General features: G+C 67.1%; 24 protein-coding genes. 8 read left to right on the forward strand and 16 right to left on the reverse strand.

The features are described from left to right. Positions 1 to 64: 64 nt before the first annotated feature. Positions 65 to 1,231: an MFS transporter gene (locus HMPREF2914_RS10285; RefSeq protein WP_023091508.1), complete on the forward strand. Its 1,167-nt coding sequence runs from the start codon at positions 65 to 67 to the stop codon at positions 1,229 to 1,231. 10 nt (positions 1,232 to 1,241) lie between these two features. On the opposite strand, the gene rfaD is transcribed toward HMPREF2914_RS10285, so the two are convergent. Both rfaD and HMPREF2914_RS10295 read right to left on the reverse strand, forming a co-directional pair. Next, positions 1,242 to 2,234, reverse strand: coding sequence for an ADP-glyceromanno-heptose 6-epimerase (rfaD, locus tag HMPREF2914_RS10290; protein ID WP_003106207.1), 993 nt, complete (start codon positions 2,232 to 2,234; stop codon positions 1,242 to 1,244). 95 nt (positions 2,235 to 2,329) lie between these two features. After that, positions 2,330 to 2,620: an Rdx family protein gene (locus HMPREF2914_RS10295; RefSeq protein ID WP_003091717.1), complete on the reverse strand. Its 291-nt coding sequence runs from the start codon at positions 2,618 to 2,620 to the stop codon at positions 2,330 to 2,332. Positions 2,621 to 2,688: 68 nt separating this feature from the next. Here HMPREF2914_RS10295 and plpD point away from each other — a divergent pair, with 68 nt between their 5' ends. Then, positions 2,689 to 4,863, forward strand: coding sequence for a patatin-like phospholipase PlpD (plpD, locus tag HMPREF2914_RS10300; RefSeq protein ID WP_070702819.1), 2,175 nt, complete (start codon positions 2,689 to 2,691; stop codon positions 4,861 to 4,863). Between the two features lie 7 nt (positions 4,864 to 4,870). Here the strand turns inward: plpD and HMPREF2914_RS10305 are convergent, their stop codons facing one another. From HMPREF2914_RS10305 to HMPREF2914_RS10350, 10 genes are all read right to left on the reverse strand, one after another. Continuing rightward, entirely contained in the window at positions 4,871 to 6,919 is a 2,049-nt protein-coding gene (locus HMPREF2914_RS10305) for a motility hub landmark protein FimV (RefSeq protein WP_023091507.1), read from the reverse strand. A gap of 276 nt (positions 6,920 to 7,195) precedes the next feature. Beyond that, complete coding sequence (locus tag HMPREF2914_RS10310; protein ID WP_003091721.1) at positions 7,196 to 7,630, reverse strand: MarR family transcriptional regulator; 435 nt, start codon at positions 7,628 to 7,630, stop codon at positions 7,196 to 7,198. A gap of 117 nt (positions 7,631 to 7,747) precedes the next feature. Beyond that, the gene (locus HMPREF2914_RS10315; RefSeq protein WP_003109306.1) at positions 7,748 to 8,764 is read right to left on the reverse strand and encodes a DUF2804 domain-containing protein; all 1,017 of its coding nucleotides are present in this window, start codon (positions 8,762 to 8,764) and stop codon (positions 7,748 to 7,750) included. A gap of 150 nt (positions 8,765 to 8,914) precedes the next feature. Beyond that, complete coding sequence (locus HMPREF2914_RS10320; RefSeq protein ID WP_023981148.1) at positions 8,915 to 10,084, reverse strand: GGDEF domain-containing protein; 1,170 nt, start codon at positions 10,082 to 10,084, stop codon at positions 8,915 to 8,917. Positions 10,085 to 10,172: 88 nt separating this feature from the next. Next, the gene (recQ, locus tag HMPREF2914_RS10325; protein WP_003091724.1) at positions 10,173 to 12,311 is read right to left on the reverse strand and encodes a DNA helicase RecQ; all 2,139 of its coding nucleotides are present in this window, start codon (positions 12,309 to 12,311) and stop codon (positions 10,173 to 10,175) included. Between the two features lie 83 nt (positions 12,312 to 12,394). Further along, positions 12,395 to 12,745, reverse strand: coding sequence for a two-component system sensor histidine kinase HtpB (gene htpB, locus HMPREF2914_RS10330; RefSeq protein WP_003109305.1), 351 nt, complete (start codon positions 12,743 to 12,745; stop codon positions 12,395 to 12,397). Positions 12,746 to 12,810: 65 nt separating this feature from the next. Continuing rightward, positions 12,811 to 14,526, reverse strand: a complete 1,716-nt coding sequence (hsbR, locus tag HMPREF2914_RS10335) for a two-component system response regulator HsbR (RefSeq protein ID WP_023091505.1) — start codon at positions 14,524 to 14,526, stop codon at positions 12,811 to 12,813. 1 nt (position 14,527) lies between these two features. Next, positions 14,528 to 14,833, reverse strand: a complete 306-nt coding sequence (gene hsbA, locus HMPREF2914_RS10340) for an anti-anti sigma factor HsbA (RefSeq protein WP_003091727.1) — start codon at positions 14,831 to 14,833, stop codon at positions 14,528 to 14,530. Between the two features lie 314 nt (positions 14,834 to 15,147). Beyond that, positions 15,148 to 15,972: a protein-glutamate O-methyltransferase CheR gene (gene cheR / locus HMPREF2914_RS10345; RefSeq protein WP_003091728.1), complete on the reverse strand. Its 825-nt coding sequence runs from the start codon at positions 15,970 to 15,972 to the stop codon at positions 15,148 to 15,150. Between the two features lie 76 nt (positions 15,973 to 16,048). Continuing rightward, positions 16,049 to 16,981 carry a chemotaxis protein CheV gene (locus HMPREF2914_RS10350; protein ID WP_003162737.1) on the reverse strand — a complete coding sequence of 311 codons (933 nt, stop codon included), beginning with the start codon at positions 16,979 to 16,981 and terminating at the stop codon, positions 16,049 to 16,051. A gap of 131 nt (positions 16,982 to 17,112) precedes the next feature. Here HMPREF2914_RS10350 and flgA point away from each other — a divergent pair, with 131 nt between their 5' ends. The 4 genes from flgA (at position 17,113) to flgZ (ending at position 19,624) form a co-directional block, all read left to right on the forward strand. Continuing rightward, a complete protein-coding gene (flgA, locus tag HMPREF2914_RS10355) occupies positions 17,113 to 17,811 on the forward strand; it encodes a flagellar basal body P-ring formation chaperone FlgA (RefSeq protein ID WP_003091731.1) in 699 nt (232 codons plus the stop codon). A 144-nt stretch (positions 17,812 to 17,955) separates the two neighbouring features. Beyond that, on the forward strand, positions 17,956 to 18,279 hold the full coding sequence (gene flgM / locus HMPREF2914_RS10360) for a flagellar biosynthesis anti-sigma factor FlgM (protein ID WP_003098742.1): 324 nt from the start codon (positions 17,956 to 17,958) through the stop codon (positions 18,277 to 18,279). A 54-nt stretch (positions 18,280 to 18,333) separates the two neighbouring features. Beyond that, positions 18,334 to 18,804: a flagella synthesis protein FlgN gene (locus tag HMPREF2914_RS10365; RefSeq protein ID WP_003091733.1), complete on the forward strand. Its 471-nt coding sequence runs from the start codon at positions 18,334 to 18,336 to the stop codon at positions 18,802 to 18,804. A gap of 28 nt (positions 18,805 to 18,832) precedes the next feature. Further along, complete coding sequence (flgZ, locus tag HMPREF2914_RS10370; RefSeq protein WP_003119635.1) at positions 18,833 to 19,624, forward strand: flagellar brake protein FlgZ; 792 nt, start codon at positions 18,833 to 18,835, stop codon at positions 19,622 to 19,624. A gap of 3 nt (positions 19,625 to 19,627) precedes the next feature. Here flgZ and HMPREF2914_RS10375 read toward each other — a convergent pair whose 3' ends face one another. The 3 genes from HMPREF2914_RS10375 to HMPREF2914_RS10385 form a co-directional block, all read right to left on the reverse strand. Beyond that, positions 19,628 to 20,239 (reverse strand): TIGR04282 family arsenosugar biosynthesis glycosyltransferase, encoded by a 612-nt coding sequence (locus tag HMPREF2914_RS10375; protein ID WP_023091504.1) that lies wholly within the window; start codon positions 20,237 to 20,239, stop codon positions 19,628 to 19,630. A gap of 41 nt (positions 20,240 to 20,280) precedes the next feature. After that, positions 20,281 to 21,585: an MFS transporter gene (locus HMPREF2914_RS10380; protein WP_003098737.1), complete on the reverse strand. Its 1,305-nt coding sequence runs from the start codon at positions 21,583 to 21,585 to the stop codon at positions 20,281 to 20,283. Between the two features lie 183 nt (positions 21,586 to 21,768). Continuing rightward, complete coding sequence (locus tag HMPREF2914_RS10385; RefSeq protein ID WP_003119633.1) at positions 21,769 to 23,010, reverse strand: glutamine synthetase family protein; 1,242 nt, start codon at positions 23,008 to 23,010, stop codon at positions 21,769 to 21,771. A 325-nt stretch (positions 23,011 to 23,335) separates the two neighbouring features. Between HMPREF2914_RS10385 and dsdA the strand changes: the two genes are divergently transcribed. Beyond that, the gene (dsdA, locus tag HMPREF2914_RS10390) at positions 23,336 to 24,682 is read left to right on the forward strand and encodes a D-serine ammonia-lyase (protein WP_023091503.1); all 1,347 of its coding nucleotides are present in this window, start codon (positions 23,336 to 23,338) and stop codon (positions 24,680 to 24,682) included. Positions 24,683 to 24,738: 56 nt separating this feature from the next. Next, on the forward strand, positions 24,739 to 25,617 hold the full coding sequence (locus HMPREF2914_RS10395) for a DMT family transporter (RefSeq protein WP_022579679.1): 879 nt from the start codon (positions 24,739 to 24,741) through the stop codon (positions 25,615 to 25,617). 4 nt (positions 25,618 to 25,621) lie between these two features. Here the strand turns inward: HMPREF2914_RS10395 and HMPREF2914_RS10400 are convergent, their stop codons facing one another. After that, entirely contained in the window at positions 25,622 to 26,632 is a 1,011-nt protein-coding gene (locus HMPREF2914_RS10400; RefSeq protein WP_003119630.1) for a DUF2955 domain-containing protein, read from the reverse strand. Positions 26,633 to 26,638: the final 6 nt, after the last annotated feature.

The raw sequence follows: 26,638 nt of genomic DNA on the forward strand, positions 1-26,638 counted from the left end.
CACGGCACGGGCAGCTCGCCGTGGCTCGCTTCATCGTCGTCTGAACCGCTCGGGAGCTGGAAACATGCCTTTGATTGTCTACGTGCTCGGTGCCGCGATCTTCGCCCTGACCACCAGCGAATACATGGTCGCCGGGCTGATGCCGGCGCTGGCCGCCGAATTCGGCGTGTCCTTCGCCGCGATCGGCTACCTGGTCACCTTCTACGCCGGCGCGATGGCGCTCGGCGGCCCGCTGCTGACCACCGCCCTGCTCCGCGTGCCGCGCAAGAACGCCCTGCTCGGCCTGATCGCGCTGTTCGTGGTCGGCCAGGTCATCGGCGCCCTGGCGCCGGGCTATGCGGTGATGGTGGCGGCGCGACTGGTCACCGCGGTCGCCGCCGCGGCCTTCTTCGGCGTGGCGCTGACCGCCTGCGCCGAACTGGTCGAAGGCAACCAGTTCGGCCGCGCGTCGTCGCTGGTGCTCGGTGGCCTGATGGTCGGCACCGTGCTCGGCCTGCCCGTCGCCACCTGGCTGGGCGAATGGTACGGCTGGCGCGCGAGCTTCTTCGCAGTGGCGCTGGTGGCGGTGCTGGTCGGCCTGCTGGTGTTGCAGCTGATGCCGGCGATCCCGGGGTCGGCGGGCAGCAGTTCGCTGCGCGAGGAACTGAAGGTGTTCAGGAACGCCCATCTATGGTGGGTCTACGCCACCAGCCTGCTGCTGATCGGCGCCACCTTCGCCGGCTTCACCTATTTCGTGCCGATCCTCACCGAGGTCAGCGGCTTCTCCGCCTCGACCGTACCGCTGCTGCTGGTGGTCTACGGCCTGGCGACGCTGGTGGGCAACAACATCGTCGGCCGCCTGGCCGACCGCCATACCATCGCGGTCCTGGCCTTCGGCCTGCTGGCGGCCATCGCCGCGATGGTGGCCTTCGCCCTGTTCGGACAGGTTCCGGCGGTGGCGGTGGCGGCGCTGGTGGTGATCGGCCTGACCGGGGTGTCGATGAACCCGGCGCTGGTGACCCGCGGCGCACGAGTCGGCCATAACAACATGCTGGTCAACTCGGTGCACACCGCCTGCATCATGCTCGGCGTGATGGCCGGTTCCTGGATCGGCGGCCTGGGCATCGCCGGCGGATTCGGCCTGCAGGGCGCTCTCTGGGTCGGCGCGGCCCTCGGGGTGCTGGCGCTGCTGACCCTGCTGCCGGAGCTGCGCTTCGCCCGCGCCCCGGTGGGCGGGGCGCTGGGCCGCTGAGCAGGATCCCTCAGGCGCTGCGCGCCAGCCAGCGGCAGTAGCCGGCGACGCCCTCTTCCAGGCTCTGGAAATCGTCGCGGTAGCCCGCCTCGCGCAGCAGCTCCAGGTCGGCGCAGGTATGGCTCTGGTAGCGCGCCCGCAGCGACTCGGGGAACTCGCGGTAGCCGAGCAGGCCGCTTTCCACCGCCTGCTGCAGCGACAGGGGCGGCTGGTCGGCGTTGGCGCGGACGCTATTGATCACCGCCAGGGCGACCTCGTTGAAGGTCCGTGCCTGGCCGCTGCCGAGGTTGAAGATTCCCGAACGCTGCGGATGGTCGAAGAAATGCAGGTTGACCCGCGCCACGTCCTCCACCGCGACGAAGTCGCGCAGGTGGCCGCCGGGCGGGAAGCCGCCGTGTTCGCCGAACAGTTCGACCCGCCCGTCGCGGCGCAATTGCTGGTAGCAGTGGTAGGCCACCGAGGCCATCCGCCCCTTGTGTTCCTCGCGCGGCCCGTAGACGTTGAAGTAACGCAGGCCGACCACCTGGCTGCGCGCCTGCGGCAGCGCCCGCCGCACACGCTGGTCGAAGAGGAACTTGGAATAGCCGTAGACGTTCAGCGGCCGCTCGTACTGGCGCGCCTCGCGGAAGGTCCGGCCGGCGCCGTAGACCGCCGCCGACGAGGCGTAGAGGAACGGCACGCCGAGTTCCAGGCTGCTTTCCAGCAGGCGGCAACTGTAGCGGTAGTTGTTCTCCATCATGTAGCGGCCATTGCTTTCCAGGGTGCTGGCGCAGGCGCCCTGGTGGAACAGCGCGCGGACCGTGCCGAAGTCGCCGCGGGCGTAGCGCTCGAGGAAGTCGTTCTGGTCCAGGTAGTCGGCGATATCGGCGTCCGCCAGGTTGCGGAACTGCTCGCCGTCGGTGAGATCGTCCACCGCGATGATGTCGGTCTCGCCGCGCCGGTTCAGCGCCTGCAGCAGATTGCTGCCGATGAAGCCGGCGGCGCCGGTGACGATGATGCTCATGGGCACTCCCTTCGACAGGATGAATGCCCCCAGGCTATGCCTATGCGCCGCGCCGCCCGTTGACCTGCAACAAGCCATGGGCGGACGGCAGCGGTTCAGCGGGAAGGACGATCGTTGTGACCGAGGTCGCGTTGCGGGTCGATGCGGTCGCGAACCCGCTGTTTGAGCGCCTTGGCCTCGGGGAAGCCGCCGTCGGCCTTGCGTTCCCAGACCTGCACGCCGTCGCAGGTGATACGGAAGACGCCACCGGTTCCGGGCTCCAGGCAGACTTTTCCGAGATCGTCGGCGAAGGTGCTGAGCAGTTCCTGGGCCAGCCAGGCGGCACGCAGTAGCCACTGGCACTGGGTGCAATAGGTGATGACGATTTCGGGCTTGGCGGTGGGCATGTCGGCGGCTCAGGGGAAACGGTCGCGCCTATAATAGCCGCCTTTTCACCCGGCTCCGGATCGTTCTCATGCGCCGCCTGCTGCTCCTGCTTCCCCTGTCCGCCCTCGCCACGGAGGCCCGGCCGAAGATCGGCCTGGTCCTCTCCGGAGGTGCCGCCCGTGGCCTGGCCCATATCGGCGTGCTCAAGGCCCTCGACGAACAGGGCATCCAGATCGACGCCATCGCCGGCACCAGCATGGGCGCGGTGGTCGGCGGCCTGTACGCCTCCGGCTACACCCCCGCCGAACTGGAGCGCATCGCCCTGGAGATGGACTGGCAGCAGGCACTGTCCGACGCACCGCCGCGCAAGGACGTGCCGTTCCGCCGCAAGCAGGACGACCGCGACTTCCTGGTCAAGCAGAAGATCAGCTTCCGCGACGACGGCACCCTCGGCCTGCCGCTGGGGGTGATCCAGGGCCAGAACCTGGCGATGGTGCTGGAAAGCCTGCTGGTGCACACCAGCGACAACCGCGACTTCGACAAGCTGGCGATCCCCTTCCGCGCCGTCTCCACCGATATCGCAACCGGCGAGAAAGTGGTGTTCCGCAAGGGCCACCTGCCCCAGGCGATCCGCGCCAGCATGTCGATCCCCGCCGTGTTCGCCCCGGTGGAGATCGACGGCAGGCTGCTGGTGGATGGCGGCATGGTCGACAACATCCCGGTGGACGTGGCGCGCGACATGGGCGTGGACGTGGTGATCGTGGTCGACATCGGCAACCCGCTGCGCGACCGCAAGGACCTGAGCACCGTGCTCGACGTGATGAACCAGTCGATCACCCTGATGACCCGGAAGAACTCCGAAGCCCAGCTGGCCACGCTCAAGCCCGGCGACGTGCTGATCCAGCCGCCGCTGTCCGGCTACGGCACCACCGACTTCGGCCGCGTGCCGCAACTGATCGACGCCGGCTACCGCGCCACCACGGTGCTCGCCGCGCGCCTCGCCGAGTTGCGCAAGCCGAAGGACCTCAACAGCGAAGCGCTCGACGTGGCGCGCACGCCGAACCAGCGCAAGCCGGTGATCGACGCGATCCGCGTGGAGAACAACTCGAAGGTCAGCGACGAGGTGATCCGCCACTACATCCGCCAGCCGCTCGGCACGCGCCTCGACCTCGGCCGCCTGCAGGACGACATGAGCACCCTCTACGGCCTCGACTACTTCGACCAGGTGCAGTACCGGGTGGTCAAGGAGAAGAAGCTCAACACCCTGGTGATCCACGCCACCGGCAAGAAAGGCGGCACCGACTTCCTTCGCCTGGGCCTCAACCTGTCCGACGACATGCGCGGCGAAAGCACCTTCAACCTCGGCGGCAGCTACCGCATGAACGGCCTCAACCGGCTCGGCGCCGAGTGGCTGACCCGGGTCCAGCTCGGCGACCGCCAGGAACTCTACAGCGAGTTCTACCAGCCGCTCGACGTCGGCTCACGCTACTTCGTCGCGCCCTTCCTGTTCCACGAGGCACAGAACGTCGACGTCACCGAGAACAACGACCCGCTGCTGCGCTATCGCCTGGAGCGCTACGGCTACGGCCTCAACGTCGGCCGGCAGATCGCCAACAACGGCGAAATCCGCCTGGGCGCGGTGCAGGCCTACGGCAAGGCCGACGTACGCATCGGCGACCCGAGCCTGCCGGACATCGACTTCACCGAGGGCTACTACGAACTGAAGTACTCGTTCGACACCGTCGACGACGTCAATTTCCCCCACGAGGGCGAGGAGATCGGCCTGACCATGCGCCGCTACGACAAGTCCCTCGGCTCGGACGACAGCTACCGGCAGTGGGACCTGCGGCTGAACAAGGCGCTCAGCTTCGGCGCCGACACCTGGGTGTTCGGCGGCGGCTACGGGCGCACCCTGGACGACGCCGAGGTGGTCACCTCCAGCTTCACCCTCGGCGGCGCCCGCGAGCTGTCGGGCTTCCGCCGCGATGCGCTGTCCGGGCAGAACTACAGCCTGGGGCGGATCGTCTATTACCGGCGCCTCACCGAACGTTCCTTCCTGCCGCTGGACTTCCCGCTGTACCTGGGCGGCAGCATCGAGCGCGGACGCATCTGGAACAACGACAACGAATACGACAGCGGCTACATCAACGCCGCCAGCCTGATGATCGGCTTCGATACGCCGCTGGGGCCGCTGACCTTCAGCTACGGGATCAACGACGAGAACTTCAAGGCGTTCTACCTGAACCTCGGGCAGAACTTCTGAGCGAAGTTCAGGCGATCAGCGCCAGCAACTCGCGCGCCTCGGCCTTCTGCCACGGGTCGCCGTGCGCCACCACCAGGCGCAGGATGCGGCTGGCCTGGTCGAGATCGCCGCTGTCGATGCAGGCGCGGGCCCGGTCCAGGCTGGCCGAGGCCTCCTCCGGCGGCACCGTGGCCGGCTCCGGCTGGTCGAGTTCGAGGTGTTCGTACTCGGCGACATCCGGCAGTTCATGGAGATTGCTCTCGAACGCCAGGGGCTCCTCCTCCGCCGGTTCCGCCTTGCCGGCAGCGGCGCGGCGCGGCAGGTCGGGGTTGTCCAGGGGATTCTCCAGGGCGCCCCAGTCGAGATCGAGATCGAGGTTGAGGTCGCCGAAGCCGTCGGCGCCCGAGGTCGCATCCGGCTGCTGCGCGGCGGGCGGCTCGGCCAGCGGCAGGTCGCTCCAGTCGTCGTCCTTGGTTGCCGCCGGCGTCTCGGTCGCCGGCATCTGTAGCAGCGCCGGGTAGCGTCCGCGCAACTCGTCGATGGCCTCCGGGTTGCCGCCACTGGCCAGGGTTTCCTCGGCCAGCGCGTCGAAGCCGGCCGCATCGCCCAGCTCAGCCAGCACCAGCAACAGCTTCATCCGCGCGCTCAGGCGCTGCGGCTGCTCGGCGAGTACCTGACGCAGCAGGTCGCGGGCCTGTCCGTAGCGACCGTAGGCGATATAGATGTCGGCGCCGTCCAGCTTGTCCGCCGCAGCCATGGCGGCGCGCGGAGCGGCGGCCGGAGCAGGCGGAGGAGACGGCGGCGGGCTGGAGGGAACGGCGACCGGCGGCCTGGCCTGTTCCTCGACCTTTGCCGGCGCCGGTGCGGCCGCCGGGGGGCGCGGCGCACGCCGCAGCGGCAGGTTCAGGGCAACCCGGCGCTTCGGTTCGACCGCCGGGACAGGAGTCTCTTCGCGGCGGCGACGCAACAGCAACACGCCGAGCAGGGCGAGGACCAGCAGCAGGACGATCATCCAGCGCCAGTGCTGCGAGTCCGTCGGCGTTTCAACCGGTTGCGCAACCGAAGGCGCGGCCGCGGCGGGCGGCGGCGCCGCGGGCCGCACCGCCTGGCGCCGGGCCAGTTGCTGTTGCAGTTCGGCGACCTGGTGATCGCGCTGCTGCAGTTGTTCCTGCAAGGCCTGCAACTGGCGTTGCAGATCGTCCATCCGCTGGCTCAGTTCCTCCCGTTGCCGGGCCAGCGCCTCGGCCTCGGCATCCGCCTGGCGCTGCGCCTCGACGAGAGCCGCCGGAGCGTTTTCCACCACGGCGGCATCGGCTGGCGGCAGGACTTCCACGGCCGCCTCCTTCACGGCGCCGGGCGCGCCTCGCTCCGCCTGGTAGCCGGCCGGCAGGCGCAGGCGCGCGCCGGCCTTGAGCCGGTGCCGGTCGGCATTGACGAAGGCCTGCGGATTGAGCTGGTACAGGGCCTCCATGAGTTGCGCGCGATCGGCGTTGCCGGCACCACGCAGGCGTCCGCTGATGGCCCAGAGGTTGTCGCTGGGGCGAGCCAGGTAGTCGTCGCCCGGCTCCAGCAGTGCCGGGTCTACGACGACCGCGGCACTACGCGGCGCAGGCGCCGGCGTCGAGGATTGCCGCTGCGGCTCGATCCCGCTGCGCGCGGCCGGAAGCATACGCGGCGTATAACCGAGCGGATCGAGCAGTACGGTGAATTCGCGGACGATGCGGCCGTTGGGGCGGGCCACCTCCACCAGGAAATTCAGGTAGGGCTCCTGCACCGGTCGGCTCGAGGACACATGGATGCGATTGCCACCGCGCCCCTGGAGCACCGGACTGAAACGCAGCTCGTTGAGGAACTGCAAGCGTTCCACCCCGGCCGCGGCGAAGACGTCGGCGCCCGCCAGGCGGACCTCGATCTCGTCCGCGCCGAGATCGCCAACGTCGAGCAGTTCGATATCCGCATCCAGCGGCTGGTTGAGCGCCGAATGCAGGGTGATGTCCCCCACTCCCAGGGCGCTCGCCTGGCCGGCCAACAGGCACGACCAGGCACACAGCATGACACGCAAGGCTTTACCGGGCATTCCGTTCTTTTCTCCGCACTTCGAGCACGCAGCCGGCCAGCGGTCGACTGCTACATCTATTTCACGTTAGCCCGAATTTCGCCCCGTACAGGGCTGAACGCACCACATGGCGCGAGACATGGCTTTTTGCCATCACTGAATAGAGGAATGCCGTGGAAACGGTCAAGATTTTTCGTCAGAAAACCGACGAAAACCTCTGTAGAGGGCTTTCGAACGAAAGCCCTGGAGGTGATGCCATAAAAATGGCGATTCTAGCGGAATTTCGTGACGCAGTGCTCAGCGCTTTTCCAGGTTCGCCAGGATTCGCAAGAGCACCTGCTGGCATAGCGCCTGCTCGGACTCGTCGATGCCGGTCAGTACGTCGTTGCGAACGCTGGCGGCGATGGCCTCGATATCGGCGATCAGCACATCGGCCTTGGGCGTCAGCACGATGTGCTTGGCCCGCCGGTCCTCCGCCACCGCCAGGCGTCGTACCAGGCCCTGGGACTCGAGGCCGTCGAGCAGTCGCGCCAGGGTCGGGCCTTCGACCCCGACCGATTGGGCCAACTCGCGCTGGGTGGGCGAATCGCGATGGCGCGCCAGATGCAACAACACCAACCAGCGCGCCTGGGACAGGCCGAGGTGACTGAGGCGGCGGTCGAGTTCAGCGCGCCAAGCACGGGAAGTCTGGGCTAGCAAGGTGCCGAAATAGTGCTTGTCTGTCTGAGCCATAGGAAAAAGGAGGTCCGATATTTCATTTGACTAATTATTAGTCGGCTAATAATGCCCGTCCAATTTCCCCCCGTACAATGACAAATTGTCGCACGATATGCCCAGGCCAGGCCCTGTCTACCACTTGGCGTACTGGTCCTCGACGAAGCCCCAGAGCCGCTCGATCCTCACCTCGGCACGACCTCGCGGGCGCAGCACACCGCTGAAACAACCGAAGATCTGCTTGAAGTTGCTCGCCAGCAGACCGAGGTTCAGCCGCTCCTGGTGCATGCCGTGGGCCTCGAAGCGCAGCTCTACCTGGCCATCGTATGAACGGATGGTCCAGGGCCGCAGCGGCTGGTCGCGGTCGAAGTCGAAGCGCACGCTGTCGACCTTCAGCAGTTCGCCGTCCAGCCAGTAGCAGTTCTCGGTGAAGCTGGTCTCGTTGACCCCGCACGACAGGTTCAGGCCGACCCGCAAGCCGTCCGCCTCGCCGGACAGGCAAGCCCAGTTCCAGAAGGTTTCCGGGCGCATGTAGCCCGCCGACCAGTCGTGATGGGCGAAGGCGTCCAGCGCCTGCAGGTCGTGGTCGCCGAGGGCGCTGCGCACGTCGCCGCGACAGCGCACGCCGGCCACCTTCTGCGCATAGACCCAGCCGTTCACCGCGGTCGGCGTACACAGGCACATAGGCTGGAAGCTCGGCGCCTCCTCGCTGAAGCAGGCGTCGATGCGGGTGCCATCGTCGAGTTCCACCAGCAGGCGTTTCTCCCGGGGAGCCGTACGGTTCTCCAGGCGTAGCAGGTTGCGCCCCTGGCGCAGTTCGCAGACGCCGTCGTCCGGGGTCTGGGAAAACCGGGTTCCGAACCCCAGCGGCAGCTTGAAGCGCCGCTCCAGCATGCGTCCGCTGGAAGGCTGGTAGAGGTAGACGAAGCCGACGCCAAGCAAGCTCAGCTGGGCCAGGGCGCAGCCGCCGATCAGCTCCGGGCTGATCAGGCCGAAGTACTGGAACTGATGGAAGCGTCGCCATTTGCCCAGGGCCCCCACGCGCCGGCCCATCGGCGAACGGAAGTCGAAATCGCGGTAATTGATGTGCTGCGGGGCACTCGGGAAGATGCCGTAGTGCGGTTGGCCGTTGGCCTGGATCAAGCGCTGCATGGGGTCCGTCCGGAAGTCGTCTCGCGGCGGGGCCGGCAGCTCTGCGAAGAGCGGCCGTGCCTGCCATTTTTTCCTGTCGAACCTAGCATTCGCCGCTTCGTCCCGCAGTCACCGGCGGCGCCAGCCACAGGGACAAAATCGGCCATGGACTCAGGCCACCACCTGATTGCGGCCGAACGCCTTGGCTTCGTAAAGCGCGCGATCGGCATGCTCGTAGAGATCGTAGAGGCGCTTCAGGTCGTTGCCCGGGGTCGGCCACAGGCAGGACACGCCGACCGACAGGGTCACTTCGCGCGCCGTGTCCGACGCCTCGTGCTCCATGCGCAGCGCCTGCACCTGCGCGCGCAGCGCTTCCGCGCGCAGCCTCGCCTCATGCTCGTTGGCGCCGTACAGCAACAGGGCGAACTCCTCGCCGCCCAGGCGCACCGCCATGTCCAGCGGACGCCTGGCATTCGCCTCGAACACCGCGCCGATACGCTGCAGGACCGCATCGCCGGCCTGGTGGCCGTAGCGGTCGTTATAGGCCTTGAAATGGTCGACGTCGCAAAGCAGCAGCGCCAGGGTCTTCTGTTCGCGCTGGGCCTGGCGCCAGAGGCGGTCCAGGTGCTGGTTGAAGCTGCGCCGGTTGTGCAGGCCGGTCAGGCTGTCGTGGTCGGCCATCACCCGCAGCAGACGGCTGATGAGGAAATGCTCGCGCGACTTGAACTCCAGCAGGTAGCAGCCGACCGCGCCGATCAGGTTGCCGAACAGCAGGAACAGCAGGTTGTTGCCCAGCGGTTCCTGGGCCCCCGCCCACCACTCGAAACCCAGGTAGGCGAGCAGCACGACCAACGCACAGCTCAATGCCTGCGACAACCGCAGGCCGGCGAGGAAATAGGCGGCGAAACTGACCAGCAGCAGGCCTTCGTAGGGATAGCCGGGATCGGCCCGGTGCGCCAAGCCGACCACCGCCGCCGCACCGACGCCAAGGGCGAGGACGCAGGCGATGCTCAGCGGCACCATCAGCTGGATGTGCCGGCGCAGCATGATCAGGCAGCCGCAGACCAGTAGCAGGACCAGCACGCCAAGGCGCACCGCCAGTACGCCCCACAGCGGGGGACCAGCGAGGATCAGCAGGTCGATGCCGATGAACGCCAGCCAGACGAGCATGCCGACGCTGAGGGCGATGCGTTTCAGCGCGAAGCTGTCCTCCAGCATGTAGCGCCGGTAGTCACGCTCCAGTTCGGGAAGGAAACGCAGGCCGCGGAAACCGCGGTTCAATTGGTCCGCATAGAGGTTGGAACGGGAGTCGTCCAACCGGTCCTTCTGTGTCACGCACACCTCTTCTCTTGGAGGGCTTGGCGTCACAGTAGACGCTTGCGAAGGACGTCACAAGATTGGCGTCAGAAAATACCGGCAAATGGCCATATCACGACTCCAGTTCCACCTGCAGGGCGGCGCGCACGCAGTGCAGCACGCCACTCGGCACCCGCTTGCCGAAACGCTCCTCCAGCGCCGCCACCGGCGGCAGTTCGCCGTCTTCCTCGAGGAAGGCGTCCTGGATTTCGCCGAGGAGTTCCTCGGGCAGATCCAGCGCCTGCTCCAGGCTCACCTGCTGGCCGGCGATGGCCTCTGCGAGCATCGCGTAGACGTTCTTCTCGCTGCAATTGAGCTGGCGGGCTATCTGCGCCGGGGTCATCCCCGCACAGGCCAGGCTGGCCAATTCGTGGCGCAGGTCCTGCGGCGGCGCGGCGGGCGCCGCCGGCGAGTCGGTGAGGACATCGAGGAAGGCCTGGCCGTAGCGCTCCAGCTTGCGCGCGCCGACCCCGCTGACCTGGGCCATGTCGGATAGCGAGCGCGGCTGGCTGCGGAGCATTTCCAGCAGGGTCGCGTCGGGGAAGATCACATAGGGCGGCACCGAATGCTCTTCGGCCAGCTTGCGCCGCAGCGCGCGCAGGGCCTCCCACATTTCCCGCTCTTCGCTGCGCACCAATTGGCTGGCGGCGCTGGCGCCGCCGCTGGAGGAGCCCTTGGCGCGCTGTGGCTTGAGGTCGCGGCGCAGCTCCAGCCGCACCTCGCCACGCAACAGCGGACGACAGGCCTCGGTCAGGCGCAGGCCGCCGAAGCCGTCCAGGTCGACGTCGGCCAGGCCGCGCGCGACCAACTGGCGAAACAGGGTCCGCCACTCGTCTTCGCCGCGCCCCTTGCCGATCCCGAACACCGCCAGGTGCTGGTGGCCGAGACTGCGGATCTTCTCGGTCTCGCGGCCGAGCAGGATATCCACCAGATGGCCGACGCCGTAGCGCTGGCCGCTGCGGTAGATCGCCGACAGCGCCTGGCGCGCGGATTCGGTGGCATCCCAGGTTTCCACGCCGTCCACGCAGTTGTCGCAATGCCCGCAGGGCTGCGGCATCTCTTCGTCGAAATAGGCCAGCAGCGCCTGGCGCCGGCAGCGGGTTTCCTCGCAGAGCGCCAGCATGGCTTCCAGCTTGTGCCGCTCGACGCGCTTGTGCCGCTCGTCGCCCTCGGAACTCTGCATCATCTGCCGCAGCAGCAGGACGTCCTGCAGGCCGTAGGCCATCCAGGCGTCGGCCGGCAGGCCGTCGCGGCCGGCGCGACCGGTTTCCTGGTAATAGGCCTCGAGGCTCTTGGGCAGGTCGAGGTGGGCGACGAATCGCACGTTGGGCTTGTCGATGCCCATGCCGAAGGCGATGGTCGCCACCATGATCAAGCCTTCCTCGTTGAGGAAGCGCTTCTGGTGGTGGGCACGCAGTTCGTTGGACAGTCCGGCGTGATACGGCAGCGCGGGGAAGCCCTGGTTGCCGAGGAATTCCGCGACCTCCTCGACCTTCTTCCGCGACAGGCAGTAGACGATACCGGCATCGCCGCGCCGCTCAGAGAGGAAGCCGAGCAACTGCTTGCGCGGCTGCTCCTTGGGCACGATGCGGTAGAAGATGTTCGGCCGGTCGAAGCTGGAGAGGAACTGCTCGGCGTTCTGCAGGTGCAGGCGCTGGATCATCTCCTCGCGGGTACGCATGTCCGCGGTGGCGGTCAGGGCGATCCGCGGCACCTGCGGGAACAGCTCGGCAAGCTGGCCGAGCTGCAGGTATTCGGGACGGAAGTCATGGCCCCATTGCGACACGCAGTGCGCTTCGTCGATGGCGAACAGGCCGACCGGCAGTCGTTGCAGGAAGGCCAGCATGCGCGGCTGGACCAACCGTTCCGGTGCCAGGTAGAGCAGCTTGATCTCGCCACGCTGCAGGCGCTCGGCGATGTCCCGCTGCTGCTCGGGGTTGAGGGTGGAGTTCAGCGCCACCGCCGGCACGCCGAGTTCGTCCAGGGTGGCGACCTGGTCCTCCATCAGCGCGATCAGCGGCGACACCACCACCGTCAGGCCTTCGCGCAGCAGCGCCGGGACCTGGAAACACAGGGACTTGCCACCGCCGGTGGGCATCAGTACCAGCGCATCGCCACCCTCGGCCACCCGCTCGATGATCCGTGCCTGGTTGCCACGGAAGGCGTCGTAACCGAAAACGTCTTTGAGGATGCGTAGGGCTTGCTCGCGCATGAAGGACTCCAAATCGAGCGGCGCATTATACGCCAGGGAGGCTCGATCGGGCCGGTACCTTGTCGCCGGAAAGGACGAAAACCTCAGCGATAGCGCTGACGTTCCTGTTTGAAAAGGATGCGGACGATGGCGAATTCGCGCTCCATCTGTTCGATCAGCGCCGGCGCCCGTTGCAGCTCGCCGCGCCTGGCGCTTTCTTCCAGCTCCTTGCAGTAGCCGGCGAGGAGTACCGCGCCCATGTTGCTGCTGCCTCCCTTGAAGCTGTGCGCGGTATGCCGCAAAGCCTGGGCATCGCCGGCCTGGAGGGCGGCATGCAGGCTGCGCAGGCGCTCCTCGGAGTCGAGCACGAAGGTATCCAGCAGGACCGGATATTCGTCCTCCATGACCTCCTGCAACGAAGCCAGAACACGATCATCGAGATGCGGCGCGGACATTCGATCGCTCCCTGAAGTCGACTTCCGATGCCCTACCCATTAGGAGCACCGCGACGAAAGCGCGATTATGCCTGAGGCGACCAGAAAAACTCCACGGACACCACCTTTCCGTCGGCCGACCACTGGCAACGATCGGACAATTCGCGGATCAGGCGCAAACCCCTGCCGCAGAGGCGTTCCTGACGCTCCACGGCATTCAGCGCGCGCTCCACGTCGAAACCTTCGCCGCTGTCCTCGACCCGCACCAGCAGACGCCCCCCCGCGCCATGCGGCGCCAGGTCCAGGTGCAGCCGCACGTACCCGTCGCGCAAGGCCTGCAGGCGGCTGACCCGCTCCTGGTAATAGCGGGCGAATCCCGCCGCGTCGCTCTTCATCGTCGAATCGAGGCCGATGACGCCATGTTCCAGGGCGTTCGAGTAGAGTTCGGCGAGTACCGTATACAGCGCGCCGCCGCGCGCGCGCAGGTCGTGGACCTCGAGCAGCAGTTGCAGTACATGGGGCAACGGGTTGAAGTGCTTGAGGGTTTCGGCGCGGAATTCGAAGCTCACCGACCAGTCCAGCGGACTGCTCACGCCGCTATCGGAAAACGCCAGCGGCGGGCATTGCAGGCCGCTATCCGGCTGCAGGCGCACCTCGAGCATGCTCACGTCGTCCTGCACCGCGCCGCGGAACTGCGCCAGGCTGCGCTGGATCTCGTCGAACAGCGCGGACGGCTGGCGATTGTGCTCGAACAGCTGGAGCAGCCGCGCCTCGCCGAACATCTCGCCAGCCTTGTTGCTGGCCTCGAGGACACCGTCGGAAAACAGGAATATCCGATCTTCGATATCCAGCGGATAGGTTTCGCAACGGTCGCTGAACGCCGCCGGCTCGAGGATTCCCAGCGGCAGGTGGCGGGACACCAGGGCGACCCGCTCGCCGCTGGCGGCGCGCAGCAGGTAGCCGTCCGGCAAGCCGCCGTTCCAGACCTCCACCAGTTCGCGCTGGAAGCTCAGGTTGAGCAAGGTGGCGCAGCAGAACACGCCGACCGGCAGGATGCGCTTCAGCTTGGCGTTCATCTCGCGGAGGATGTCGGACATCGGATAGCCCTTGGCGGTCATCCCGTAGAACACCTCGGCCAGCGGCATCGCGCCGATCGCCGCCGGCAGGCCGTGGCCGGTGAAGTCGCCGAGCAGCACGTGCATGCCGCCGGACGGCTTGTAGGCGGCCAGCAGCAGGTCGCCGTTGAACAGCGCGAGGGGCGATTGCAGGTAGCGCACGTTGCTGGCGTTCAGGCAGCCGGAATGGGCCACCTTGTCGAACACCGCCTTGGCCACCCGCTGTTCGTTGAGCAGGTGCTCGTTGTGCCGGACGATCAGGTCGCGCTGCTCCAGCACCGTTCGTTGCAGCAGGTGCAGGCGTCCCATGGCGTTGATCTTGGCTTCGAGGATCACCCGGTTGTACGGCTTGGAGAGGAAATCGTCGCCGCCCGCCTCCAGGCTCTGCACCAGCGCCTCGGTTTCGCTGAGGGAGGTGAGGAAGATGATCGGCACCAGCTCTTCGCCAGCCTGCTGCTTGATCCGCCGGGCCGCCTCGAAGCCGTCCATCACCGGCATCATCACGTCCATCAGGACCAGTTGCGGCCGCTCGGTCTCGAACAGCGCCACCGCCTCCAGGCCGTTGCCGGCGGTCAGCACGCGGTGCCCCTGGCGGCTGACGATGGTCGACAGCAGCAGGCGGTCGGCCGCGTTGTCCTCGGCGATGAGAATCGTCAGGCTCTCGATCCGCGCCGCCGGGGGATTCATCTCAGCTGATCTTGAACAACTGCTCGAAGTTGGAGATGGCGAGGATCTTGCGCACTTCCGGGCTGCAGTTCGCCAGGCTGATCTGCGCGTTCTCGCCGCCGGCGTGGTCGCGCAGCAGCAGGAGCATGCCGAGGGCCGAGCTGTCCAGGTAGGTGGCGTTGCGCAGGTCGACGACATAGCGTCGCGGAGTGATCGCGACGCGCTCGTAGGCGTCGCGGAAATCCTGATGGGCCCCGAAGTCGAAGCGCCCCTGGATCTGGATGGTCAACTCTTGCCCATCGGCCGAGGGCAGCGCAGTGATGGCCATGGAAGTCTCCTGGTAGGCGTGGCGGATCGAGGGAACGCTTGAATCATGTAAGCAGTTCCCCGGCAAAGCGGCAACTTGCCAGATCACCTGACTATCAGAAATATCTGTCAATACAACTAGATCGCGCAGTCCTAAACTGCCCCGCTCCGAGCCAGCCGTCCTGTGCCGAGCGGGCTGCGACGGCGCCGCCGCGCGTGGCGCTCGGAGCCTGGGCAGTGGGCGAAAGTCTCGTCCCACCTGCCCGTCCCAAGCGGACCCGCGCCAGGCTGCCAGGTCACCCCCGGCGCAACCTGGCGCGGGTCCGCTTCCTTGCGCTACTTGGCCCGGTAGATGATGCCCGGGCTGCACTGCACCATCTGGTAGTGGTCGGGCAGGTTGTTCAACGCCTCGGAGGCGCCGAGGAACAGGTAGCCGCCAGGCTTGAGCGTGCCATGGATGCGCAGCAGGATGTCGCGCTTCACCTCGGCGGAGAAATAGATCAGCACGTTGCGGCAGAACACCATGTCGAACTTGCCGAGGCTGGCGTAGCTGTCCAGCAGGTTCAGGGCGCGGAACTCGACGCGGCTGCGGATCGCCGGCTTGACCGCCCAGCGCCCCGGCCCCTTGGCGTCGAAATAGCGTTGCAGACGCTCCGGGGACAGGCCGCGGCCCATCGCCAGGGTGTCGTATTCACCGGCCTTGGCGGCGGTGAGCATCGACCCCGACAGGTCGGTGGCGACGATCTGCACGCCCGCCTTCAACTGCCCCAGGTTGGTCTTCTCGAACTCGTCGATGGCCATCGACAGCGAGTACGGCTCCTGGCCGGACGAACAGGCCGCCGACCAGATCCGCAGGCGCTGCCCGCCGTTGGCCTTGATCAGTTCGGGAAGAACCCGCTGCTTGAGCACCTCGAACGGGTAGGTATCGCGAAACCACAGGGTCTCGTTGGTGGTCATCGCGTCCACCACCATCTCGCGCAGGCCGCCGCGCTGGGTCTGGATGCGCTGCACCAGTTCTCCCAGGCTCTTGATGCCCTGCTGCTCCATCAGCTTGTTCAGCCGGCTCGAGACCAGGTACTGCTTGTTGCTGCCCAGCACAATGCCGCAGGTCTTCTCGAGGAAGACCCTGAACAACTCGAAATCCGCATTAGCTGCCGACACGCATAAGCCTCTTCGCCCTGGGCGACCGGAACGCAGCCGGTCGCCCGTATTCACATTGTTGTCGAGGGCCGATCGCTCAGCCCGCGTCCACCGCCTTGATCCGCTCCACCACACGCGCCGCCAGATCGTCCGGACGGAACTTGGCGAGGAAGTCGTCCGCACCGACCTTCTTCACCATCGCCTGGTTGAAGACCCCGGACAACGAAGTATGCAAGAGAATGTGCAGTTTCTGCAGGCGGGGATCGCTACGGATTTCCGCCGTCAGGGTATAACCGTCCATTTCCGGCATTTCGATGTCGGAGATCAGCATCAGCAGCTCGTCTTCCGGACGCCGTCCCTCGGCGAGCATGTTCTGCAGGTACTCCAGGGCCTGGCGCCCGTCGTTGAGCGCGGTCATTTCCACGCCGACCGCCTCCAGGCAACGGATCACCTGCTTGCGCGCCACCGACGAATCGTCCACCACCAGCACCCGCTTGGTCACCGCGCGGCTCTGGGTCTCGGCGTCCACCACGCCGTGGGACACTTCCTCGGACGTCGGTGCGACCTCCGCGAGCACTTTTTCCACGTCGATGATTTCCACCAACTGCTTGTCCACCCGGGTCACCGCGGTCAGGTAATGCTCGCGGCCGGCGCCCTTGGGTGGCGGATGGATCTCTTCCCAGTTCATGTTGACGATGCGCTCCACCGAGCGCACCAGGAAGCCCTGCACCTTGGTGTTGTACTCGGTGATGATCGCGAAGCTGTTGGTCAGGTCCTGCAACCCGCGGCGGCCGGTGGCCAGCGCCAGGTCGAGGATCGGAATGGTGCCTCCGCGGATGTTCGCCACCCCGCGCACCACCGGGCTGGACTTCGGCATCACCGTCAGGCGCGGGCATTGCAACACCTCTTTCACCTTGAACACGTTGATGCCGTAGAGCTGGTTACCGTCCAGACGGAACAGAAGCAGCTCCAGACGGTTCTGTCCGACCAACTGCGTGCGCTGGTTGACTGAATCCAAAACACCGGCCATTGGCGCTCCCCTCAGACGGTCGTACCGGACTCCGGCACGACCATTGCTTTACCCGTTGCATGAAACAGGCAACGACAGTTTTTCGACGAATAATGGCCCGTAGCCATACTTCTCTACGGTTTTTACCCGTTTTGCTCGGGCTCGGCTACCTGTGCGCGGCTAACAACAGCCAGGCCCAGGGTTTTACCGCTCCCGAGGTACTTATCGGCTCCACCCAGGGGTTTCTTGAATTCAAGGTAGAAGAATATCTGCAGAATAGCGGACTCGACGGGCGCTACCAGATTCAGGTCAACCGCGTCGACCCGCGCTTGCGCCTGGCCGAATGCGACAGGGACTTGACGCTCAGCCAGGAAAGTCCGGCACAACCGATCGGCAGGGTCACCGTGCGCATCGGTTGCGAAGGCAGTGCGCCCTGGACCATCTTCATGCCGGCGCAGGTGAAACTGTTCCGCCAGGTGGTGGTCGCGGTGCAGCCACTCAAGCGCGCGCACGTGTTGGAGGATGCCGACATCGCCCTGGTCGAGCGCGACGTCGGCCTGCTGACCCAGGGCTACCTGACCGATCCGGCCCGCGTCGTCGGGCAGAAGCTGCGCCGACCGGTGGTCAACGACCAGGTGCTGGCGCCGGTCTTCCTCGAGCAGGCCGAAGCCGTGCGCAAGGGCGATCAGGTGGTGATTCTCGCGCGCACCGCCACCATCAACGTCAAGATGCCCGGCGAGGCGCTGTCCGATGGCGCCCCGGGCCAGCAGATCCGCGTGCGCAACCTGCGCTCGCAGCGGGTGATCAAGGCCCGCGTGATAGAGCCCGGCACGGTCGAGGTGAATATGTAGAGGGAAAGCCGTGGCCGGTAGCGCTGGCGCTACCCCGGCGGGTTTCTCTAAACTGGGAAACGACGCACGAAAATAAGTCCTAAAGTTTTTCAAGCCTTCGCCGAAAAGCTAGGCAAGCGTCCAATACCTTCGAGGTTTACAACCATGGTCATCGACTTCAACCGGCTGAATCCCGGCAGCACGCCAGCCACCACCGGCCGTACCGGCAGCACCGCCGCGGGGCGTCCCGACGCCACTGGCGCCGACAAGGCAGGCCAGGCCGCGACTTCCGCTCCGAAGAGCGGCGAGTCGGTGCAGATCAGCGAAACCGCCCAGAACATGCAGAAAGTCACGGACCAGCTGCAGACCCTGCCGGTGGTCGACAACGATAAGGTTGCCCGGATCAAGCAAGCGATCGCCGATGGCACTTATCAAGTCGACAGCGAGCGTGTTGCCAGCAAGCTGCTCGACTTCGAATCCCAGCGCTGACCTCAAAGGACGCGCTGGAGGACATTGGACGCCGAATGAACTCCCGAGCCCGAGATGCCTGACTCCCCTACCCTGCTCGATCTGTTCGCCGAGGATATCGGCCACGCCAGCCAACTCCTGCAGTTGGTCGACGAAGAATTCCAGGCCCTGGAACGGCGCGAGCTACCGGTCCTGCAACAGCTTCTCGGGGCCAAGCAGCCACTGATGCAGCAACTGGAGCGAAATGGCCGGGCCCGCGCGGAAATCCTCCGCGAAGCCGGCGTTTCCCTCGACCGCGAAGGCCTTGCCCGCTATGCCCGCGAGCGCGCGGATGGCGCCGAGCTGCTGGCGCGCGGCGACGAACTGGGCGAACTGCTGGAGCGTTGCCAGCAGGCCAATCTGCGCAACGGGCGGATCATCCGCGCCAACCAGGCTTCCACCGGCAGCCTGCTGAACATCCTCCGCGGCCAGGACGCCCCGAGCCTGTACGACAGCCGCGGCGGCACCGCCTCGAGCAGCCGGCAACGCCCGCTCAGCCAGGCCTGAACCCGACCAGCACACGTATCAAGGCACAGTGCTATCATTGAGGCATTCGTGCCCCAGGAGAGCATTGAAGGTGCCCAACCCGTTCGTCGAAGAAGCGGGGCCGCAACCCCCGAAGGTGCTCAAGGCCCCCGTGGAAATCCAGGCCAACCTGCGCCTGCTGCAGGATAGCCGCGACTCCCTGCTGATCACCTTTGCCGATCGCAACCAGCGCTTCCAGAGCTTCCTGGTGGACATCGACCGCGACCGCGGGATGGTCGCGCTGGACGAACTCATCCCCAACACCGGCGAACGTTTCCTGCAGAATGGCGAGGCGTTTCGCGTCGAAGCCTTCCACGAAGGCGTGCGTATCGCCTGGGAATGCGAGCGCCCGGTGCAGTTCGGCGAACACGACGGCGTTCCCTGCTACTGGGCCGCCCTTCCCGCCGAAGTGCTCTACCACCAGCGCCGCAACGCCTACCGCGCCAGCATCAAGCAGAGCCAGCCGATCGCCGCGGAAATCGCCGGGGAAAAACTCCGCGCGCCGCTGAGCGGACAACTGCTGGATATCTCCGCCACCGGCGCCAAGCTACGCTTCGCCGGCAATGTCGCCGAACGCCTGCATCCCGGCGAGATCTACGAAGACTTCAGCGCCCAGTTGCCACAGGGCGCGATCAGCAGCGCGATCGAACTGCGTCACGTGCGTTTCGACGAAAAGCTCGACGCGACCTTCGCCGGCGTCCGCTTCAGCGAGATGAGCGGCCTCGCCCAGCGCCAGGTGGATCGCTTCGTCTACCAGTTGCAACGCGAAGCCCGGCGCTTCGAGAAAGACGAACTGTTCTGAGTCTCACAGGACCACTCCCAGCGCCGCCAGGCGCGGCAGGTCCTCGGGACGGTCGACGTCCCAGAGCGCCGGCAACAGGTGATGCTCCCAGCCCAGTTGCCGGAGACGCTCGCAGGTCAGCGCCAGCAGGCGGTCTCCGCCCCAGGGCATCGACTCGAACAACAGCGGGTCGACCCGGGTCAGGCCGAGCAGCGCGTAGCCGCCCCGCTCCACCGGCCCCAGCACCGCCTGGTGGCGGCCCAGGGCGGTGCAGGCCGCTTCCAGGTAGTCGCCGTCCAGCACCGGGCAGTCGTGGCGAATCAGCAGTACCGCCTCGCTTTCCGCCAACCCCAGCGCCGCGATACGCCGCATGCGCTCGCCGGGATCGCCGGCCGGCTGGCTCATCAGGCTCCAGCCCAATGCCATAGCCAGCGCCTGCAGATCGCTGTCCAGATCGTCGTCGAACCAGAGGATGCGGGCGCTGAAACCGCGATCGGGCAGGCGCAGGGCGCGTTCCAGCAATACCCGCTGCAAGCGTCCCGCGCTCTCCTCGCCGATGGCCTGGGCGATCTTCGGCCGCCGCTGCCCGGGCGGCAGGTTGCGCACCATCAGGTGAAGGGAAAGCGTCGGACTCATCGCAACCTCTCCTGCCTATCGGCTCCCGCGGCGAGCGGAGTTCAGTTCTGCGTCGCACCGTCGGCCTGCGGCGCGTCGGGCTCGCCATCGACCATCTGCTCCTGCACCGCCTGTTCGTCTACCCGCGGATCGAGCGCCGCGACCAGCGGGGAGCTGGTCATGTTGTCCGGGGTCGGCACGTGGTGCAGCGGCGCGTCGTCGACCCGGTGCAGGCCGCTGACCTTCTCCGGATGGACCCGCCAGACCAGGATCAGCGCGCAGGCGCTGACGAACGCATATAGCATGTTAGCGCCAAACAGCCGCATCAGCGCGCCGGCCGCCAGCGGCCCGATGCAGGCGCCGACGCCGAAGGTCACCAGCAGCATGGCGGTCAGCGAAACCCGTCGCTCGGTCTCCACATGGTCGTTGGAAAAGGCCACAGCCAGCGGATAGAGGGTGAACTGCAACATGCTCGCGGCGATTCCCAGGGCCAGCAGCAACGCCAGCGGCATCTGTTGCAACAATGCCAGCGGCAAGGCGAACAGGCACAGCAGGATGGCGCAGGCGCGGATCAGCCAGGCGCGGTCGCGACGGTCGGACAGCCAGCCGAGCGGCCACTGCACCAGCAGCCCGGCGAAGATGCAGGCGCCCATGTACAGGCCGACCTGCTCGTTGGGCAACCCCAACTGGTTGGCATACAGCGGCGCCAGGCCATAGAAGGAGCCGACCACCAGCCCCGAGACCAATACCGTGGTCAGCGACTGCGGCACCCGGCGGATGAAGAAGCGTGGTTCGAGCGGCGCCGGGCGCAGCGCTGCGGGGTGGATCTTGTGGGTCAGGGCCAGCGGCACCAGGCACAGGGCGAAACAGAAGGCCACCAGCATCAGCAACTCCGGCCCCAGTTGCGGATGCGCCACCAGGATCATCTGGCCGAGCACCAGGCCCAGGTAGGAAGCCGCCATGTAGCCGCCGAACACCGCGCCGCGCTGGCTGGCATCGGCCTGCTCGTTGAGCCAGCTCTCGATCACCATGTACTGGCACATCAGGCCCAGGCCCATCACCATGCGCAAGGCGATCCAGGCCGGCAGCCAGGGCAGCAGGCCATGGCCGAGGACCGCGGCGGTGACCACCCCGGCGCAGGCGACGTAGGCGCGGATGTGGCCGACCCGGGCGATCAGCCGGTGACCGACCTTGCCGCCCAGCACCAGGCCGAAGTAGTTGGCTGCCATCAGCGCGCCGACCCACAGGCCGTCGACCTTGTCCGCCGCCAGGCGCAGCGCCAGGTAGGTGCTGAGCAGGCCGGAGCCGGTGAGCATCAGCAGGGTAGCGAAATAGAGAGCGCGAAAAGAGAAGAAAATCCGCCGCATCGGACCTCCGGTCCCGTACAAGGGAGCCGGCGCCGCTCGCGGACTGCCCGGCTCGCACAGCGTTGGAGTCCCGGGGAGGCCCCGGGACAGGACGCGGGATGCCGAAGCCGGCACCCGACACCACGACCCTGCCGCCGCGAGGCGGCAGGGGGTGACACAGGGCTAGGAAAGTACCACGGTGGATCAGGCCTGGGCTGCCAGGACGCGACGCTCCCAGGGGCTGATCTCGTCGAAGAAGCTGGTCAGCTCCATGCTCTTGGTCGCCACGTAGCCTTCGACGAACTCGCTGCCGAACAGTTCGCGCGCCAGCGCGCTGCCTTTCAGGCGCCGCAGGGCGTCGTACATGGTGCAAGGCAGGGTCAACTCCTCCGGTACCTCGAACTCACCCTGGATCGCCGGGCTCGGCTCCAGTTCATGCTCCAGACCGTAGAGACCGGCGGCCAGGCTGGCGGCGATGGCCAGGTAAGGGTTGGCGTCGGCGCCCGGCAGGCGATTCTCGACGCGCCGCGCGGAGGCTCCGCTGGCCGGGATGCGCAGGCCGGCGGCGCGGTTGTCGTGGGACCAGCAGGCGTTGTTCGGCGAAGCGTAGGGATGGCAGAGGCGCTGGAAGGAGTTCACATGCGGCGCGAAGAAGGGCGTGAAGTCCGCCAGGCAGGCCTGCTGGCCGCCGATGAAGTGGCGGAACGCGGCGGAAGGCTCGCCATCGGCTTCGCTGAAGATGTTTCGCCCGCCGTCCAGTTCGACGATGCTCTGGTGGATGTGCATCGAGCTGCCCGGCGTCTTCGCCAGCGGCTTGGCCATGCACACCACGATCAGGCCGTGCTTGAGCGCGACCTCCTTGAGCAGGTGCTTGAACAGGAAGGTCTGGTCGGCCAGCAGGACCGGGTCGCCATGCAGGAAGTTGATCTCGAACTGGCTGGTGCCCATCTCGTGCATGAAGGTGTCGCGCACCAGGCCCAGCGCATCCATGCAGCGGTAGACGTCCTCGAAGAACGGCCGCAGGCCGTTGTTGGAAGACACGCTGAAGGCCGAATAGCCCAGCTCGCGCCGGCCATCCGGCCCCAGCGGGGCCTGGAACGGCTCGTTGGGATCGGTGTTCGGGGCGAAGACGAAGAACTCCAGTTCGGTGGCCACCACCGGTTGCCAGCCGTGGGCGGCGTAGCGCGCCACCACCTGCTTGAGCAGGCCGCGGGTGGACAGCCCGGACGGCGTGCCATCCAGTTCCTGCGCATCGCAGATGGCGAAGGCGCGCGGAGTGTTGCTCCAGGGCAGGCGATGGACCTGGGTCGGCTCGGCGACCAGCGCCAGGTCGCCATCGTCGCTGCCATAGAAGCGCGCCGGCGGGTAGCCGCCCATGATGCATTGCAGCAGCACGCCACGGGCGAGCTGCAGGCGCCGGCCGCTGAGGAAGCCCTCGCCGGTCATCACCTTGCCGCGCGGCACCCCGTTGAGGTCGGGGGTGACGCATTCGATTTCTTCAACTCCAGCCAGCCGTTCGGCGAGTGAGCCTTGGCCTTCGATAGTCATGACTTCTTATCCTTGTTGGTATCGCGGATGCCGCACCGGGCGGCGGCCGCGTACAAAATACGCATCGCTTGTTCAAGATATCAAGCATGCGGCACATTCTCGCGTGTGCAAAGCCTTTCGCCGCAGAGGCGTTCTGCCTTGCCTGCCGGGTACGAGGAAAAACGCCGGCCAGGCGTATATCCTCTGTGCCTTCGCCGCCCTACCCGCCACAGGAGTACTGCCGTTGATTCTCGGAACATCCAAGGCCGACTGGCTCGCCGAATTCCCGCGCCTGGCCGACCTCATCGCCCTGCGCCCGAGCGAGTGGTTCAACCCGGCCATCGCGCCGAGCGCCGAAGCCCTGGCCGACGTCGGCCTCGGCGCCGCCGACGTGGCCGACGCCAGCGCCCGCCTGCAGCGCTTCGCCCCGCTGATCGCCCGGCTGTTTCCGGAAACCGCCGCCAGCGGCGGCATCATCGAGTCCGACCTGGTCGAGGTCGCCACCTTCCACGATGCCCTGCGCCAGCATTACGCCGCCGAACTGCCCGGCCGGCTCTGGCTGAAACGCGATAGCCACCTGCCGATCTCCGGCTCGATCAAGGCCCGCGGCGGCATCTATGAAGTGCTCGCCCATGCCGAGCGCCTGGCCCTGGAGCACGGCCTGGTCGGCCTCGACGACGACTACTCGCGGCTGGCCGAGGCGGATTGCCGGGCATTCTTCGCCCGCCACCGGATAGCGGTGGGCTCCACCGGCAACCTGGGCCTTTCCATCGGCATCATCGGCGCCGCGCTGGGCTTCCAGGCCAGCGTGCACATGTCCGCCGACGCCCGCCAGTGGAAGAAGGACAAGCTGCGCGCCCACGGCGTGACGGTGGTGGAGTACGCCTCCGACTACAGTGTCGCGGTGGAACAGGGCCGCCGCGAAGCGGCCGGCGATCCCTACACCCATTTCGTCGACGACGAAAACTCCCGCGACCTGTTCCTCGGCTACGCCGTCGCCGCCGAGCGACTGCGCGGCCAGTTGGACGCCGCCGGCATCCGCGTCGACAGCGAGCACCCGCTGTTCGTCCATCTGCCCTGCGGGGTCGGCGGCGGTCCCGGCGGGGTGGCCTTCGGCCTCAAGCTGGCGTTCGGCGACGCGGTGCACTGCCTGTTCGCCGAGCCGACCCATTCGCCCTGCATGTTCCTCGGCGTCTATACCGGCCGCCACGAGCAGGTTTCGGTGCAGGACTTCGGCATCGACAACCGCACCGCCGCCGATGGCCTGGCGGTGGGGCGTCCGTCGGGCTTCGTCGGCCGCGCCATGCAGCGCCTGCTCGACGGCTACTACACGGTGGACGACGACGAGTTGTTCCGCCTGCTCGCCTTGCTCGAGCGCAGCCAGGGCATCCGCCTGGAACCCTCGGCCCTGGCCGGCGCGCCGGGCATCGCCCGGGTCACCCGTGAGCCGCAGGGCTATCGCGAACGCATGGGGCTGACCTCGGCGCGCCTGGCCAATGCCACCCACCTGGTCTGGGCCACCGGCGGCGGCATGGTGCCCGAGGCGGAAATGCGCGCCTACCTGGAGCGAGGCCTCTCGCTGCTGGACTGACACCGACACGCGCGGGGCGCCACGACCGTCCCGCCACCTCCCGACGAGGACCTTGCATGCGCACACCCGCCTGGCTCGGCAGCGGCATGCCGCTGCTCTTCGTGCTGCTCTGGAGCACTGGATTCCTCGGCGCCAAGTTCGGCCTGCCGTACGCCGAGCCCTTCACCTTCCTGGCCATCCGCCTGCTCCTCGCGGCCGCCCTGCTGGCCGCCTTCGCCCTGCTCAGCGGTGCGCCCTGGCCGGGCTCGGCACGGCTGGCCGGGCATGTCGCGGTCGCCGGCCTGCTGGTCCATGGCCTGTACCTGGGCGGGGTGTTCCTCGCCATCGAGCACGGCATGTCGGCCGGCCTGACCTCCCTGTTGGTCGGCCTGCAACCGCTGGCTACCGCGGCCCTGGCCGGCGTCTGGCTCGGCGAGCGGGTCAGCCGCCGGCAATGGCTGGGACTGGCGCTCGGCCTGGCTGGCGTAGCCCTGGTGGTGCTCGGCCGCATCCACGGTGGCGCCGACGGCCTGGCCTGGGCCGCGGTGCTGGTGGCGCTGGCGGCGATCACCTGCGGCACGCTGTACCAGAAGCGCTTCTGCGGCGGCATGGACCTGCGCACCGGCGGCGTCGTCCAGTACCTGGCCAGCGGCGCCCTGCTCGGCCTCGCCGCGCTGCTTTTCGAAAGCCGCGAGGTGCAGTGGAGCACGCCGTTCGTGCTGACCCTCGGCTGGCTGGTGCTGGGACTCTCGTTCGGCGCCGTCGGCCTGCTCTACACGCTGATCCGGCATGGCGCCGCATCGAAGGTGGCGAGCCTGTTCTACCTGGTGCCGCCAGTGACCGCGCTGGCCTCCTGGCTACTGTTCGACGAGCGCCTGGCGCCGGCGGCGATCGGCGGCATGCTGCTGGTGATGCTCGGCGTCGCGCTGGTCAACTGGCCGGGCCGGCGCGCCTGAGGTCTCAGTGGCTGTAGTGCCGGGTGGCGGCGAAGCGGTTGAGGAACAGGTGGATCACCAGCACCGTCATCAGCGTGATCAGCACCGCGAAGCACACCGAGGTAAATCGGTAGAGCACGCTGTACATCATGTCGTGGGTCGGCGTCAGGTACTGGCCGAGGACGATCGCCAGGGTGGTCAGCGCGCCGAAACCGATCCCCGGTACGCCGTTCTCCAGCATGTGGATGCGCGCGCAGAACATCGCCGAGATCCACAGCAACAGGGCGACGAAGGGCAGGATGTCGTAGTGATCGTAGAGCAGCACCTGCAAGCCCACCGCCAGCGCACAGCCGAGCAGCGTACCGAGGGCGCGGATGCGCCCGGCGAAGTGCACGCCCTTCCAGTGCATGGGGAACAACACCAGGATCGAGGCGATCTGCGCCGACAGCGAGTCCTTCAGGTCGAAGGTCTGGAAGACCACGAAGGACAAGGTCGCCACCGTGGCGCCGAGCAGCGTCTCGTGGCGCCGGCTGGGGGCATCCTTGGCCGGCGCCTGGCGCGGCGGCCGCGGTTCGACGTCGGGGAACAGGTAGAACATCAGCACGGCGATGGCCACCGTCAGCCAGGTGGCGACCATGTTGCTGGCGAGCATGTCGAACAGATCGACGTCCGGATAGCTGGCAAAGTGCAGCAGCATCGAGAGGAACACCGAACTCAGTGCGCCGAAGAAGAACAGCGGGCCGCGCGCCATCAGGGCGAAGCGGTAGACGAAGAGGCCGAAGACGATAGGCGTCATCAGCAGCGGCCGGTCGCCGAACAACCCGTACAGCACCAGTACCTCGACGCTGATCACCACCGAGTTGGCGAGGAACTGGCGGACGATGTGCAGGTTGATCACCGGCGTCAGGCCGAGCAGCAGCATCGGGTAGACGCCGAAGAACGAGCCGTAGTCCCAGTTCATCAGCTTGCAGACGAAGAACCCCAGGGTGCCGCCGCCGGCGATGCGCAGGCACTGACGCAGGTCGTTGGCGGACATCGCGAG

The organism is Pseudomonas sp. HMSC067G02, assembly GCF_001813485.1.
Lineage (GTDB): Bacteria > Pseudomonadota > Gammaproteobacteria > Pseudomonadales > Pseudomonadaceae > Pseudomonas > Pseudomonas aeruginosa.